Here is a 15,580-nt window from a genome sequence, read left to right as displayed (position 1 = left end):
CAGTTTCGTGTACGGACGCCCCAACTGGAGCATCCGATGCTGAAGAAGAACGAAGAAAGCCGCCTTTCCTTCCCTTATGAGGAACCGCCGGAGCGCGGTGCGGTCATCGAACTTGCGCCGGGAATCCTGTGGACGCGCATACCGCTCCCCTTCCGACTCGACCATGTAAACATCTACCTGATCGAGGATGGCGACGGATGGGCCGTGCTCGACACCGGCATCGGCGACCAGCCGACGCGCGACCTCTGGCACGCGCTCGCTGGTGGAGCACTGGCCGGACGGCGGCTGACACGGCTGATCGTGACGCACTACCATCCCGACCACATCGGCCTCGCCGGGTGGCTGTGCGAGCGGCACGACATGCCGCTTTTCACTACCCAGACCGCCTATCTCGGCTGCCTGACCATCTCGCTCAGCCCCGGTTCACTCGACGCAAAGCCGTATCGCGACTTCTACGCCCGCCACGGCATGGCGCCGGAAACGGTCGATCTCGTCAGTTCGCAGGGTCACAGCTACCTGAAAATGGTGGCGCCCCTGCCGCCGACCTTCAGCCGCGTGGTCGACGGCGACACGCTTACGATCGGCGGCCGCGAGTTCAGGGCGCTGACCGGCGATGGCCACGCGCCGGAGCAACTGATGCTCTACTGCCCCTCGGAGAACGTTTTCCTCGCGGCCGACCAGGTGATCGCGCGGATCAGCCCCAATATCAGCGTCTGGGCCGTAAACCCGGACGGCGATCCGCTCGGCCTCTATCTTCGCTCGCTGAAGCGTCTCAAGACCGACATTCCGGCCGACGCGCTGGTGCTGCCGGGCCACCAACTCCCATTCCACGGCCTGCACGAGCGCTGCGACGAACTTGCGGAACACCACGCGGGACGCTGCGCCCTGATCGCCGAGGCCTGCGCAACGAAGCCGCATTCGGTCGCCGACCTCGTCCCGGTTCTCTTTACCCGCGCACTCGACCCGCACCAGCTAAGCTTCGCCTTCTCGGAGGTGCATGCGCATGTGAATTTCATGCTTAACCGCGGCGAACTTCGCCACGCCACATCGAAAGACGGCAATATCCGCGTCGAGGCCGCCTGACGTTACGCCCGCGCGAAAAGCGGCAGCACCGCGCCGTTGATCTCCATGTTGGACGGCGAGGCGAGGCCGATGATCGCTTCGGCCGCGGCCTTCGGCGACAGCCATTTCGACGTGTCGGCATTCGGCATCGCCTCGCGATTGGTCGGCGTATCGATGGTCGAGGGCGCGACGGCATTTACGAGGATGCGGTCGTTCTTCAGTTCCTCCGAAAGCGCCAGCGTGATCGCCGTCACCGCCGCCTTACTCGCCGCATACGCGACCATACCGCCGCCCTTGCGCGGATCGAGCCCGGGCCGCGCCGAGACATTGACGAGGCGCCCGCCCTGCCCGGTCTTGCGCATGTTATGCGCCGCCGCGCGACAGCAGATGAAGACAGTCATGGCGTTCATCTCCATCATGCGCAAAAAATCCGCGCGTGAAGTGTCGGCAAGCGGCGCCATGGCGAAGCCTCCGGCCAGATGGACGGACGCCCAAAGAGCAGGAACGGCGTCATAGAAGCGGCCGACGGCCTCCTCGTCGGTCAGGTCGATCTCCGGAACAATACTGACCTGACCGTCGCCCCAGGAGCCCGGCTTGCCCGCTGCCTTGCGGCTCGGCACATGGCAGATCGCCCCGGCCTTCAGGAAGCGGGCGACGACCGCCTGGCCGAGCGCGCCGGTACCGCCAGTGACGACGATGTTCCTGCCTTCCAGCAGACTGGCCATGGGCATCTCCTCCAGATTTCGTCATTCCGCGCGGATCGAAGGCGGAATGCAAGCCCCTATAGCGTCCGCTCACCTGCGTCGACGTCGGCGGGCGTCGTCTCGGCCAGAAGCGCGGCAAAGAGATCGACGCGCGGTTCGACGCTCGAGATGAAGATATGCTCCTGCAGCGTATGCGCGCCCGCACCGTCGACACCGAGCCCATCAAGGGTCGGCACCCCGAGCGCGGCAGTGAAATTGCCGTCGCTGCCGCCGCCGGCATGGATGCCGACGAGATCGATGCCGATCGGGGCGGCGAGCTTGCGGGCATGCTCGAACAGCGCCGTCGAGCCCGCATCGGGGAAGAAGGGTGGCCGGTTCAGATCGCCTTCAACGGTAAGCCGCACATTGGGATTGTGCGGTTTGATACCGTGGATTGCCTTCACGATCGGCTCGGCCTGATCGAGCGTCCTGACACGCACATCGACTTCGATCGTGCAGAACTGCGCCACCGTATTGGGCGCGGTGCCGCCGTCGATCAGCCCGACATTGAGCGTAATGCCCCTCCCAATATCGACCAGACTGTCGAGATAGGCGATCTGGCGCGCCATCTCGCTGATGGCGCTCGCTCCCTTGTCGAATGCCGTCCCGGCGTGCGAGGCCACGCCCTCGGCCTTGACGGTAAACCGCGCCACGCCCTTACGCGCCGTGACGATCTTGCCGCCGTCGCGCGCCGCCTCCACGACCAGCACGGCGAAGGCGTTGCGCGCTTCCGCTTCGATGACCCCGCGCGAGCCGGGGCTGCCGATCTCCTCGTCCGGCGTGAACAGGAAGGTGATCGGATGATCCGGCACCCTGTCTTCGGCCCTGATCGTCCGCCACGCCTCGATCGTGAGCAGGCCGCAAGCCTTCATGTCCGACGTGCCCGGCCCGTAGAGCCGGTCGCCGTCACGCCGCCATGGCAAGCCGTCGGCAAGCGTGCCGGTAGGATGGACCGTATCGAAGTGCGCCAGCACCAGCAGGCCCTTGCGGCCATTCGGTGCGATGCTTCGAGCCCGGATCGTATCGCCGAGCCCCGGCGCGCCGGAGACGCGGTCGACAATCAGTCCCTCGGCGCGACAGGTCTTTTCGATCAGCGTACCGAGACGATTGACCGCCTCGCGGTCATGTGTCGGCGTCTCGACCTCAATCCAGGTTTTGAGCTCATCGAGAAAGTGATCGACGGAAGAATGCATGGAAGCCTCGGACAGAGTGGATATTTAGAGATCATCTAGCCCCGGGCGGGCCAGTTCCGCTAGGGCGGCGAGCGCCCCTTCGATTGGCGCAGAGCCCTGCACAGCAGCCGCGTTGATCGCCCGCGCGGCACGACCGATCACGAAAAGGTCGAGCAGCGCTTCGGTGAGACGGGTATCGCGCGAATCGGACGGCGAACCGGCGACATGCTCACGGTAGGCATCGAGGAAATCGCGCCGCGCCGCCATACTCCATTCCGCCAGCCTTCCCGCAAGCACCGGCTCACGGTCCGGCGCGGGTTGCGCGGCATTAAACGTCCTCGCCGCCGTCTCATGGAACGAGAGGAGCATGGAAGCGACATCGGCAAGCGGTGACGCCTTGTCGCGACCGGCATCGGGCGCGCCGCCGAAGCCGACGATCGCCAGATCGTCCTTTGCCAGCAGTACCCTGCCAAGCCGATAATCGCCGTGGATACGAGAGATACCGCCACTCGGCCGCATCCCCGACGCCACTCTAAGCCGGGAGCGGAGCACATCGCGCGCCTTCACCACCGTTTCGACCGCCACGTCCGCCCTTTCCGGCAGGCCGTGCCGCAATCGCTCAAGATGATCCGGCACCCGGTCGAATCCCTCGAGCGCCTGTTCCGTCCACGCCTCGACATGCCGGTGCGTAATCTTTTCGGCGGCAAAGGCTGGATCATCCGTAGCAGTCGCCAGCGCCCGATGCATTTCCGCCGTTCTTTGCCCGAGCAACGATCCGATCGTCAGGGGGAAAACGAATTCCGCCTTCGTCGTGCCCGTCTCGACCGACGGAGCCAGTTCGAAATCCTCAAGATCGCGCTGAAGAGCGTCGGCGAGCGCGTTCCGCGCATTGCCCTGGTTCTGAAGATAGCCGAAGGCGGCCGCGAGCGTCGCCGGGTCGCCACTTTCGGGCCGGTGTGCCATCTCGCCCAGAAAGGTCGGCGTGTAGCGGAAGCCGGCACGCTCGGTCAGGAACCTCTGGATTTCGATATCCGGCCTGATACTCCTGCGAATACGCCGGTAGAATTTCAGCACGAGATCGGTCCCGAACGCGATCGAGACATTGGCCTCGCCCACCGCGACCGGATAGGGATCGCTGACAGCCGGCAGCCGGTCGAGCGCCTCCGTCCCGGAAAAGACGATGGTTCCCGTGTCTTCGAATACGGCTTCGCCGCGCATGCCGGCGACGATCCGCCGCGAAAAATCCGCGTCGAACGCCCCATCGACCAGTGCGCCGACCCTCGCGCCGCGCCTGAGCTTGCCGAGCGTATGCGAAAGCTGCGCGGTGCCGGCATCCAGATGCTCCTCGCCCCAGAGCGCGGAAAGCGGCAGCAGATATTCCCGCCTGCCGCCATTTGCCGTCACGACGGCCGAAGCGAGCGCATGATGTCCGTCCGCGGTTTCGGCAAATGTTGAGAGTCCGATCTCGCCAATAGGCCTGTCGCCATCCGCGTACCATTGCTGCAAAGGCAGGAATTTAGGCAGGATATCGTCTTCCAGTAATTCCTTCTCGCGGCCCGAAAGCGCCGAGCCGACACGCCCGTCGCGACAGGTGAGCGTAACGAATTCGGGCAGCACCTCCGGCTGCGGCTGGTGCCAGCGCGGCGCCTCGCCCTCAGCTGCCAGCAGGAACCAGTAGAAGCCGTAGGCCGGCAACGTGACGAGATAAGGAAGATCGCCGATGGGCGGAAAGGCTGAGCGTCCCGTAAGCTCGATCGGCACCGCGCCCTTCCATTGCGCGAGGTCGAGTTCCACCGCCTGCGCGGCGCGCGACAGGTTGACCACGCAAAGGATGCTGTCGCCGTCATACTGGCGGACATAGGCGAGCACCTTGCGGTTGCGCGGGTAGAGCAGAACCGTCGTGCCGCGTCCGAAGGCCGGATGCTCTTTGCGCACGGCGATCATCCGCCGCGTCCAGTTGAGCAGCGAGGAAGGATCGCGGCTCTCTCCTTCGACATTGATCGCCTGGTAGCCGTAGACCGGATCGAGGATGACGGGCAGGTAAAGCTGCTGCGGGTCCGCGCGCGAGAAACCCGCATTCCGGTCCGACGACCACTGCATCGGCGTACGCACCCCGTCGCGGTCGCCGAGATAGTAATTGTCGCCCATGCCGACCTCGTCGCCGTAATAGAGGATCGGCGTGCCGGGCATCGAAAGCAGAAGCGAATTCATCAACTCGATCTTGCGGCGATCGTTCTGCATGAGCGGCGCCAGCCGCCGGCGGATGCCGAGATTGATGCGGGCGCGCGAATCCTCCGCATAGGTGCGCCAGAGATAGTCGCGCTCCTGGTCCGTCACCATTTCGAGCGTCAGTTCGTCATGGTTACGGAGGAAAATTCCCCATTGGCAGTTCTCGGGGATGTCCGGGGTCTGGCGGATGATGTCGGTGACCGGATGCCGGTCCTCCTGCGCCAGCGCCATGTACATGCGCGGCATGAGCGGGAAGTGGAATCCCATCTGGCACTCGTCGCCGTCGCCGAAATAGGGACGCGTGTCCTCCGGCCACTGATTGGCCTCAGCGAGCAGCATCCGGTCGGAATAATGAGCGTCGAGTTCGGCACGTATCTTCTTCAGGATGACATGCGTCTCCGGCAGGTTCTCGTTATTGGTGCCCTCGCGCTCAACCAGATAGGGGATGGCGTCGAGCCGCAGCCCGTCCACGCCCATGTCCAGCCACATGCGCATGATCCTCAGGACTTCCCGCAGCACGCGCGGATTATCGAAATTGAGGTCCGGCTGGTGCGAGTAAAAGCGATGCCAGAAATAGGCGCCCGCCTCCGGGTCCCAGGTCCAGTTCGATTTCTCCGTGTCGAGGAAGATGATGCGCGTCTCTGGGAATTTCTGGTCCGTGTCGCTCCACACATAGAAATCCCGCGCCGCCGATCCCGGCTTTGCGCGGCGCGCCCTCTGGAACCAGGGATGCTGGTCGGAGGTGTGGTTGATGACGAGTTCGGTGATGACCCGCAGGCCCCGCCGATGCGCCTCGGCGATGAAGGCGCGGAAATCGCGCATCCGTCCGTATGCCGGATTGATGGCGGTATAATCCGAGATGTCGTAGCCGTCGTCACGCAGCGGCGACGGATAGAACGGCAGAAGCCAGATCGCGGTGACGCCGAGATCCTGGACATAGTCCAGCCGCTGCATCAACCCGGCGAAATCACCTATGCCGTCATTGTTGGCGTCCTGGAACGCCTTGACGTGCAATTGATAGACGATCGCATCCTTGTACCAGTCTGTCTGGCTGCGATCGATGATACCGTCGGCGCGGTGACGCGGTGCTTTCATTGCCGATGGATTTCCTGCTGATCGTTTCGCGAGAGCGAACGCCTGTTTTCCCGGACGCAATGAATCGAGTGCCGATGAGGTTCCGAAAAATGTCCGCATGCGTCAACACGGGAGGCAGCGGGAGCGCGCGGTTCGTCTTTGACGAATCCAGCCGGCGAGCTTGAAATTCGAGGGTCATGCGACATTTGAACGGCATGCCTGCCTTTCATCCCCTCTCCCGCCCCGCGATCGACCGAGGCGCCAGGACGTGAGTTCCCACCAGAACGCATCCTTCAGGCCGATCGAGGATTACGGCCTGATCGGTAACATGATTTCCGCCGCGCTCGTCTCGCGCGGAGGCTCGATAGACTGGCTTTGCCTGCCGCGTTTCGATTCCGATGCCTGCTTCGCCGCACTTTTGGGCGGACCGGAAAACGGCCGCTGGCTGATCGCTCCGCGCGCCGAGCGCTGCCGTATCAGCCGCCGCTATCTCCCCGGCACCGCGGTCCTTGAAACGCGCTTCGAGACCGACGCCGGCGCCGTCACGCTAACCGATTTCATGCCGTTGACCGACGACGAGGAGAAGGTCGACGTCGTCCGCATCGTCAAGGGCGAGAAGGGCAGCGTCGAGATGGCGATGGAACTGGTGCTGCGCTTCAATTACGGCCGTACCGTGCCGTGGGTGCAGCGGCGCGATTACGGGCTTTCGGCGGTCGCCGGACCGGACACGGTGGAACTACACACGCATATCGGCCTGGGCGGTCGCGACATGAAGACGCTCGGCGCCTTTACCGTGAAGAAGGGCCAGAGCGTGCCCTTCACGCTTTCCTATCACCGCTCGCACAAGACGCCGCATTTCGTGCCCGACCGCAACGAGAGCCTCGACCGGACGGTGACATGGTGGCGCGAATGGTCGAAACGCTGCCGTTTCGACTATGACGACGAGAACTGGCGCGATGCGGTAGTCCGTTCGCTTATCACGCTCAAGCTTTTGACCTATGCCCCGACCGGCGGCATCGTCGCCGCCCCGACAACCTCGCTCCCCGAAGCGATCGGCGGCAGCCGAAACTGGGACTATCGCTACGCGTGGATCCGCGATTCGGCTCTCACGCTCTATGCGCTCCTGAACGGCGGCTACCGGAGCGAGGCGGAAGCCTGGCGCCAGTGGCTCCTGCGCGCCGTTGCCGGTCATCCGAGGCAATTGCAGATCATGTACGGCGTGGCGGGAGAACGGCGCCTTACGGAAAACGAAATCGACTGGCTGCGGGGCTACGAGAAAAGCTCGCCGGTGCGCGTCGGCAACGCGGCCGCCGACCAGATGCAACTCGACGTTTACGGCGAGTTGATGGAAGTGCTGCATGCTGCCCGCGAAGCCGAACTCAGCCCGCTCGACGAAGCGTGGCGGCTTCAGAAATCGATCCTCGCCCATCTGGAGACCGTGTGGCGGAAGCCGGATCGCGGCATCTGGGAAGTGCGCGGACCGGCGCGCGCCTTCACCCATTCCCGTATGATGTGCTGGGTTGCCTTCGACCGCGCCATCAAGTCCGCCGAACATTTCGGCCTGGAAGGGCCAACCGATCACTGGCGCGAGTGCCGCGATGCCATCCATGCCGACATCTGCGAGAACGGCTTCGACAAGAAGCGCAACACCTTCGTTCAATGCTACGGTAGGGAAGCGCTCGACGCCTCGCTCCTGCTCATCGCGCAATCCGGCTTCCTGCGGCCCGACGATCCGCGCGTCGTCGGCACGATCGAAGCCATCGAACGCGAATTGCGACAGGACGGTCTGGTACAACGTTACTCGACGGACGATGTCGATGACGGCGTTGGCGGGCGCGAGGGTGCGTTCCTTGCATGCTCGTTCTGGCTGGCCGATGCCTACGTGCTGGTCGGGCGCATCGACGACGCAGCCGAACTCTTCGAAAACCTGCTTGCGCTGCGCAACGATCTGGGCCTCCTCGCGGAGGAGTACGATACGGTTTCGAAACGGCTCCTCGGCAATTTCCCGCAGGCCTTTTCCCATATCGGCCTCGTCAACACCGCCTATAATTTGATCGACGCCCATGGCCCGGCGCAGCAGCGTTCGGAGAGCGATGCCCCTACCGCCCAGGAAACGGCGAAACATGGCGAACCGAGGTGATGGAGGGCCCCGTCCCGGCGCTGCCCTAGGCTTTTCTCCTTTACAGGACCAAAATCCGGCTCGCGCCTTGCCCGAAACCTGATAGTAAGCGGACGCTGATCGACAGCAAAGAATCCGTATCCCGAAAAGCAGTTTCGGTCCCGCCGGACGCGGAGGTCCTCTTCATGGCTGGTATAGCCGCCCTCGGCATCGCTTACGTGCTGTCGCAGTTCTACCGGTCCTTCCTGGCGGTGCTGACGCCCGCGCTGACGCTCGAACTCGGCGCTACCAAGGCGGATCTGTCGCTGGCGTCGGGTGCATGGTTCGCGGCGTTTGCGCTTCTCCAGTTCGTGGTCGGGGTCAGTCTCGACAAATACGGTCCGAAAATCACGGTCGCGACAATGCTGGCTTTTTGCGGCGGCGGTGGAGCGCTTATTTTCGGGCTCGCCACCGCTCCGTGGATGATCGTCGTGGCGATGGTCCTTCTGGGCGCCGGCTGCGCGCCCGTCCTCATGGCATCCATCTTCATATTCGCCCATTCCTATCCACCGGCGCGGCTTGCCGTGATGACATCGTGGATGATCGCCTTCGGATCGGCGGGTAATGTGGCCGGCACTTCGCCGCTTGCCGCCGCGGCGGAATTCTTCGGATGGCGTCACGTCATGCTGGCGCTCGCCGCCGTTTCCGTCCTCACCGGCCTTGCCCTGATGGCGCTGGTCAGCGACCCTAAGATCGAGAAGAATCCGCGTGCTGGCGTAGGCTTCGCCGGCTTCATCGAGGCGCTGCGGATCAGGAAGCTGTGGCCGATCATCCCGCTGGTCGGCATGAACTATGCGCCGTCGGTCGGCATTCTCGGCCTGTGGGCCGGGCCCTATCTCACCGACGTCTACGGCGCCGATTCGCTGCTTATCGGTCATGTCACGCTGTTCATGGCGATCGCGGTGGTGACGGGCTCCTTCGTCTACGGGCCGCTCGACACGATCTTCGGCACGCGCAAATGGGTGGCGGTCGCCGGCAACACGGGGTCGGTGCTCGTCGTTGCCTTCCTTGCGCTGTTCCCCGAGAGCGGCATTGCGCGCGTCACCGTCTCGCTGGTGCTGATCGGGCTCTTCGGCGCCAGCTACGCCCTCATCATGGCGCACGCCCGGGCTTACCTGCCGTCGCATCTGACAGGACGCGGCATGGCGCTCCTCAACTTCTTCTCGATGGGAACCGTCGGCGTCATGCAGTTCCTGACGGGCGCGGTCGCTACCGCCGCGACCGTACCCGGCAAGCCGGTCGTCGCTTATTCCGCGCTGTTCGGCTTTTACGCGCTTACGTTGGGCATAGCGGTTGCCATCTACCTCTTCTCACGGGACGCCCGACCAGAGGGTATCGAAACAAGAGGCGCGCGGTGGCGCCGGCGTTGAACCGCCTCAGGTCTATTACCGTCAGTCAACACCAAAGCTTTTCGGATATCACGGCCGGCGCGCGGGCGGTCAGGCCGGACGAACCCCGCGAAGCTGCGCGGATCGGATCGTTTCCGACGGGGCCTCGTCGAAGATACGTCGATAATAGCTCGCAAAGCGTCCAAGATCGCAGAAGCCGTATTCAAGAGCAGTCTGCGTGACGCTTCCCCCAGCCATCCTACCGCTCCTCAAGGCATTGTGAGCGGCGGAAAGGCGTCTCAGGCGCAAATATGCCATTGGTCCCACCCCTATCGTATCCTGGAATGCGCGGTGCAGCTTGCGGCGCGAAACGAGAAGCACAGAGCAAAGCTCGGATATGTGCACCGGTCTGCCCGGCCTCAACGCGTCGACATAGTCTTCCACATCCCGCACAAGTCTGGCGCCACGGAAATACTGTTCCTCACGATCATCCTGCACTTCACCGGCAATGCAGCCGACGAAGGCCTCCAGGACCGAGCGCCGAAAGAAATCGATTCCTGCCGCGGAAAGCGGCACTTTCCCTTCCCGGAGTTGAAGTACCCTTCGTGCGAGGTACTCCCGCATCGAGGCTCGTTGCGCTTCCGATGGCTGGAACCGGCGTATCCTGGTCCAGAATTCGGATTCCTGAAGCCTGCCCTCCGTTTTGACATGCGCCGCCAGTTCCTGCTCGCTAAGCGTGATCGTCACGTAGCGGGAGCGTCCGGTGTAACGTCCCTCCTGCTCGACCGATTTCGGGAAGACGATGATGTCGCCAGGCCGCACATCGTAATCCCATTGGGACACTTCCCCGCTGCTGTCCAGCATCGTGCCGATCGTCACGAGTTCCGCGTTCATGACCCCGCGGGCGCGGATGTCCGGCCCGAAATCGCCTGCGCTCAAGGAAAAACCGCCTACTTGGGCATGGGTCAAAAGGCCCTCGAAGCCGCCCGTCGCCAGTTGTATGATCCGCAGATCAGCGCCGCGGGTCGCTTCCCGAAGGTCTTCAGGGTTTTTCAGCGCGAGATTGTGTGCTTCCAACCTCGCGTCGGCGCGGCCAAAAGAATCGGCGTCCGGCCGCCCGGTATCCGGCGGGTTCAAATTGCCTGCGGCTGCGTCGGCGCCCTTCGGCATGGGACGATCCAATAGATCTTCCCCACCCCTCGACAGGCTTATACCACGTTTCTGGCACAAACTGCATAGCGGCAATTTTGTGATGGGTTAATCTTGTAGTCCAGAGGCTCTTGGCAGGGTAGTTCAGGCATTGAACAGGCATGCCGGTGGTTTTCGCCTCGACGGATTGAAACATCTGTCGGACGGCCGGTCACGACGATCCTGTCTTCAAACTCTAGGGAGCCAGTAATGGAAGCCGAGGGTGAAGAAAGTCCAGGTGCTCGCGAGAAATATCCCTACTTCCCGCCGGAAGCGCGACGAGAACTGGAAAGGTTGCTCTCCGACCCCGACTTCCAGTGCACCGACCGGAACAAGAAGTTCCTGAGATATGTAGCGGAAGCGCTGTTCCAGGGCCGTGAACACACCGTCAAGGCCTATTCGATCGCCGTCGACGTCTTTGGACGCCCCTCGAACTTCGATCCCTCCATCGACCCGATCGTTCGGATCGAGGCAACAAGGCTACGCGCGGCCCTGCTTCGCTACTACGAGCGGCCTGGCCACGACAGCACGATCAAGATCGAACTCCCGCGTGGACGCTACCTGCCTATGTTTTCGGGTGTTTCCGGTTCAGATGGGACGACCTTGACGGGCGGTGGACACCCTGAGCCCCGGGCATATGTGCAAGCAAATCGAGAGATCAACCGCCTTCACCCCAAGCGAGGGATGCGGTCGGTTGCGATATTTTGCGGTCTGGTGGGCGGCGCATTGCTCGGTATCGGGCTTCTCCTCCCGGTCGATCCGTTCGGAGCAAGCCGCCTGCCGGAGATTTCCGACAAACCGCGCGTTTCCTTGGAAGTGCAATCTGTGGACCAGACTTCGGATTCGGACGCCGCTCGCTTCCGTGACGATCTCATGATCGCCCTTTCCCGGTTTCAAACCGTTCATCTGAGCGCTCCGGATATCACGTCGGATGTGAAGCAAGTATCGAGCGCGGCTGGCGCGCTGCTTTCGCACAAGAGCAAGTATCGTCTTCTGGTCAAATATCAGTCTGACATATCCAAGACCTCCGTCGTATGGCAGGTCATCGATCGCGACAGCGGCGAATTGATCCGATCCGGAAACGATCAGGCGATTCCAGACCGCCTGGCGCAGAAGGATGCGGAACAGGAACTAGCCTCGCAACTTGCCGTGCGCTTTGCCTCGGAGCGCGGCGTCATCAACAATGTCGAGACGACAAGGGAAATGGCTCATCCGACCCTTGGGAACGGATGCTTGTTGCGGGCCGGGCTTGCCCCCCAAACCGACGAGCGCGAGCATCTGCGGCAGATCCGTAATTGTGTCGAGAGGACGCTCGAGGTCCGCCCAGGGGATTCGGACGCGTTCGCGCTCCTGTCGCTGTTGGTCATCAGGCAGGCCGAGGATCCACGCTCAGGCGAGCAGGCGCTTGCCTATGCCCGGCATTCGGTGATGTTGGCTCCCGACTCCGACCGCAGCCGTTTCGCCCTCATGCTTGCGCAATTCAACGAGGGGAATGTCGATGCCGCCGTTTCCGAAGGTTACAGCGCACTCGGCCTCAATCCCAACAATCTCGCCGGAATGGCGAAGCTTGCCAGAATACTTTTCATGATAGGAAGGTGGGACGAAGGGGCCGCGTTGGCGCGTAAGGCGGACCGCTTCGAATATATGGCCTACCCGGACGCCGAAATGACGCTCGGTTTCGACGCCTTCCGGCGCAGGAGTTTCGAAGAAGCGCTCCTACGGTTACGGCAGGTAGACGGACGCAATGACTATATGACACAGCTCTTGTGCATCGCCACGCTCGCCTATCTGGGGCGGATCGATGAAGCCCATACAGCCATTGACGAGCTTCGCTCCTCTCGCGCGAAATTCGAAGAGACGTTTCAGGCCGACATGGCGGATGAGCGACTTGCTCCGTCGCTCGTTTCAAGCCTGGCCAGCGGCCTCACCAGGGCCGGCTTGACGCTTCATTGAGCCGGAGGGTGTCGTCCGGATGTCGGAGAAACGGCTAAAAGCGCTCAAGGAAGCGATCGAGGTCCTTAGAGATGCGGAGTGGGACACCGTCGAACGTCTCAGTCACGAGAATAACGCCGATAACCGCAAGCAATTCAAAGATATAAACGACACGCTCAAGGCGTTACGTATGGCGTTGCACGAAGAAGAAAGCAAAGTCGTTCGTATCCTGAAACGTCTCCATATCCTGCCCGGTTGAACCGGATCAGCGGCGAGTCGTCAGTCCGAACGTGGTCCGTCGGCGGCCCTACCGGCGATCAGTGTCCCGATCATCTCAACGCGGCACTCAATTTTCCTGAAATGCAAATACGGTTCTCCAGCCGCGTTTCATGTCCACGACCGTCCACCCTCGCTGCTCGGCTTCGTCAAGCGCCTTATCGAGCTTCCCGACGGGTGAATCCCGGTCATAGGCATACTCACGTTCGGTGTCCGTGTGGTGGACGATCCCTGCAAACCTCAGCCCCTCCCCCGCGGCCGTCCATTCCAGCATCTGCCGATCGCCATCGGAATTCCCGAAGGCGAAGATGGGTCGACGGCCGATGAAATGGTTGATGCCGACCGGCTTTCCGGGACCGTCGTCGACGAATTCGACAGCCGGATCCTTGACGATTACGGGCTTTCCGTCCGTTGAGCCCGCCCTGAATTCGGTCTTGCCCGACGACCCGACGACCTGCTCGGGAGGTATGCCATAGGTTTCCTCGGCAAAACCGCGCATGAACTCCACGCCGCCTCCGGAAACGATGAAGGTCTTGAAATCGTTGGCGCGAAGATAGGCCAAGACCTCCAGCATCGGCTGATAGACGAGATCGGTGTAAGGGCGATCGAACCTAGGGTGGCGCGCCGTCTTCAGCCATTCCCTGACGGTGTCGGCGAACTGGTCGACCGTCATGCCGGCATGGGTGATCGCCAGTAGCTCGGCTATCCCCTTTTCACCGGAGGCGGCCAGCGCCTTGGTATCCCCGGACAGAACGGCGGCGAAAGGCCGCTCCGTCTTCCACTCAGGGTGCTGCGGCGCGAGCGCGCTGATCCGATCGAGCGCGAAGGCGAACTGGAAGTAGATGGGCTGCTCGCACCAAAGCGTTCCGTCATTATCGAAGACGGCGATCCGCTCCTGCGGCCGCACATAGTCCTTTCCCGGTGTCGTCACGGCGGTCACGAAGCCGACGATGCTCTCTTTCGCCGGGCCTTCCCGCCAGGACGGGAGGGGGTCGGCGGTGGCGGTCGGAGCCGCAGCCGCGATCAGAAGGAAGCCGACGATCAACCGTGCGAGAAACGATACGCCAATCTTCATGAGCAATCTCCTGTCCGCCAATCCTGCCCAAGGCTCAGGGCGTCTTCCGGACCCGGGCCACCTTCTCGAGAGCACGCACCTCGCGCTGATCCCTGGCCAGGAAAAAATCGAGGAAGGTCCGGATGACCGCGACGGCGCCGAGTTGCCCGATATCGTCCCAGGTCGGGGCCACCGAGGTTTCGATGATGTCCGCAGCAAGTTGGAAGGTCAGGCCAGCGACCAACCAGCGGGAATAGCGCATCCACATCTCTCGCCCGGCATGAATGCGTTCGTCGCCGCTGAAGATCGCCGTTATCGCCGCGATGAATGCCTGCAGCGTACCGGCGACGATGATGATGAGTGCCAGGAGATCGATGGCCGGCACGGCCTGATCGGTTATTGCCGCAAGCCACTGCCTGAGCATCACGGAATCAGCCTCCGGCGTCAGGCCCGGCACGTACGATGCACCGGAAGCCGAGATGCGAGATCGATGTATCGACGGGTTGCGCCATACGCGCCGCCGGCCGGTAGCGCCGGCAATAGTTGGGCGCGCACAAATGCGAGCCGCCCTTTGTCACCTTGCGCGGGATCCTCACCTGGGATTCGCGCGGGTCGATGCTGTCCTCCTGGCTGGCCCCGCGCGGATTGCTGGCCGTGCAGCACGGGCTGTCGATCTTGCCGTGCTCCTGGTACCAGTCCGCCGTCCACTGCCAGACATTGCCGGCCATGTCGAAAAGACCGTAGCCGTTCGGCGGGAAGGAACCGACGGGAGACGTGTATTCGAAGCCGTCGTCCTGCGTGTTGCGGTAGGGGAATTCTCCCTGCCAGGTATTGGCCATGTAGCGTCCATCGGGGGTCATCTCGTCGCCCCAGACATATTCGGCCCCGTCCAGCCCACCACGTGCCGCGAACTCCCACTCTGCTTCGGTCGGCAGCTCTTTTCCGGCCCATCGGGCGTAGGCCTCGACGTCGTCGTACGCCACGTGCACCACGGGATGGTCCATGAGCTTCTTCCTGACCGCGCTTGCCGGGCCGCGCGGATGACGCCAGTTCGCGCCGCCGACATAGACCCACCAATTGTAGTGATTACGCATGTCGACCGGCCCGGCTGGCCTGCGGAACATGGTAGAGGACGGGGCCAGCATCTCCGGTAGCGCGCCGGGATAATTCGCGGCGTCGGCCGGCTTCTCGGCCAGCGTGACATAGCCGGTCTCGGCGACGAAGTGCTCGAAATCGCGGTTGGTCACCGTGAAGCGGTCCATCCAGAAGCCATCGACCCGCACCCTGTGCGCCGGCGCCTCCTCGGGGTAGTGGCGGTCGGACCCCATCTGGAACTCGCCGCCCGGAATCCACACCATGTCACG

The 15,580-nt window shown here is 63.0% G+C and carries 12 protein-coding genes; 5 read left to right on the top strand and 7 right to left on the bottom strand.

Going from position 1 to position 15,580, the window contains the following annotated elements; genetic code table 11:
- The first annotated feature begins 36 nt into the window (after positions 1 to 36).
- Positions 37 to 1,083: an MBL fold metallo-hydrolase gene (locus RBH77_RS12930; protein WP_311028005.1), complete on the top strand. Its 1,047-nt coding sequence runs from the start codon at positions 37 to 39 to the stop codon at positions 1,081 to 1,083.
- A gap of 2 nt (positions 1,084 to 1,085) precedes the next feature.
- Here RBH77_RS12930 and RBH77_RS12925 read toward each other — a convergent pair whose 3' ends face one another.
- Genes RBH77_RS12925 through treS form a run of 3 tightly spaced genes read right to left on the bottom strand, consistent with a single transcriptional unit; the run spans position 1,086 to position 6,271 of the window.
- On the bottom strand, positions 1,086 to 1,787 hold the full coding sequence (locus RBH77_RS12925) for an SDR family NAD(P)-dependent oxidoreductase (protein WP_311028004.1): 702 nt from the start codon (positions 1,785 to 1,787) through the stop codon (positions 1,086 to 1,088).
- A 56-nt stretch (positions 1,788 to 1,843) separates the two neighbouring features.
- Positions 1,844 to 2,998: a M20 family metallopeptidase gene (locus RBH77_RS12920; protein WP_311028003.1), complete on the bottom strand. Its 1,155-nt coding sequence runs from the start codon at positions 2,996 to 2,998 to the stop codon at positions 1,844 to 1,846.
- 24 nt (positions 2,999 to 3,022) lie between these two features.
- Entirely contained in the window at positions 3,023 to 6,271 is a 3,249-nt protein-coding gene (gene treS / locus RBH77_RS12915) for a maltose alpha-D-glucosyltransferase (protein WP_442920466.1), read from the bottom strand.
- A 337-nt stretch (positions 6,272 to 6,608) separates the two neighbouring features.
- Between treS and RBH77_RS12910 the strand changes: the two genes are divergently transcribed.
- Positions 6,609 to 8,420: a glycoside hydrolase family 15 protein gene (locus tag RBH77_RS12910; protein ID WP_311032530.1), complete on the top strand. Its 1,812-nt coding sequence runs from the start codon at positions 6,609 to 6,611 to the stop codon at positions 8,418 to 8,420.
- A gap of 164 nt (positions 8,421 to 8,584) precedes the next feature.
- Positions 8,585 to 9,808 (top strand): MFS transporter, encoded by a 1,224-nt coding sequence (locus RBH77_RS12905; RefSeq protein WP_311028001.1) that lies wholly within the window; start codon positions 8,585 to 8,587, stop codon positions 9,806 to 9,808.
- Between the two features lie 69 nt (positions 9,809 to 9,877).
- Here RBH77_RS12905 and RBH77_RS12900 read toward each other — a convergent pair whose 3' ends face one another.
- Entirely contained in the window at positions 9,878 to 10,936 is a 1,059-nt protein-coding gene (locus RBH77_RS12900; protein WP_311028000.1) for an AraC family transcriptional regulator, read from the bottom strand.
- A 228-nt stretch (positions 10,937 to 11,164) separates the two neighbouring features.
- On the opposite strand from RBH77_RS12900, the gene RBH77_RS12895 reads away from it, so the two are divergent.
- Together RBH77_RS12895 and RBH77_RS12890 are read left to right on the top strand one after the other, a co-directional pair.
- Entirely contained in the window at positions 11,165 to 12,907 is a 1,743-nt protein-coding gene (locus RBH77_RS12895) for a tetratricopeptide repeat protein (RefSeq protein ID WP_311027999.1), read from the top strand.
- Between the two features lie 19 nt (positions 12,908 to 12,926).
- Positions 12,927 to 13,145, top strand: coding sequence for a hypothetical protein (locus tag RBH77_RS12890; protein ID WP_311027998.1), 219 nt, complete (start codon positions 12,927 to 12,929; stop codon positions 13,143 to 13,145).
- 87 nt (positions 13,146 to 13,232) lie between these two features.
- On the opposite strand, the gene RBH77_RS12885 is transcribed toward RBH77_RS12890, so the two are convergent.
- Genes RBH77_RS12885 through RBH77_RS12875 form a run of 3 tightly spaced genes read right to left on the bottom strand, consistent with a single transcriptional unit; the run spans position 13,233 to position 15,574 of the window.
- Entirely contained in the window at positions 13,233 to 14,237 is a 1,005-nt protein-coding gene (locus RBH77_RS12885) for an HAD family hydrolase (RefSeq protein ID WP_311027997.1), read from the bottom strand.
- A 34-nt stretch (positions 14,238 to 14,271) separates the two neighbouring features.
- Positions 14,272 to 14,640: a DUF1622 domain-containing protein gene (locus tag RBH77_RS12880; RefSeq protein WP_311032529.1), complete on the bottom strand. Its 369-nt coding sequence runs from the start codon at positions 14,638 to 14,640 to the stop codon at positions 14,272 to 14,274.
- Positions 14,641 to 14,647: 7 nt separating this feature from the next.
- A complete protein-coding gene (locus tag RBH77_RS12875) occupies positions 14,648 to 15,574 on the bottom strand; it encodes a formylglycine-generating enzyme family protein (RefSeq protein ID WP_311032528.1) in 927 nt (308 codons plus the stop codon).
- Positions 15,575 to 15,580 lie beyond the last annotated feature (6 nt).

It is taken from the genome of Mesorhizobium koreense (assembly GCF_031656215.1).
In the GTDB taxonomy this organism is placed as follows: domain Bacteria; phylum Pseudomonadota; class Alphaproteobacteria; order Rhizobiales; family Rhizobiaceae; genus Mesorhizobium_L; species Mesorhizobium_L koreense.
This window is presented reverse-complemented; position numbering and strand designations above follow the sequence as displayed.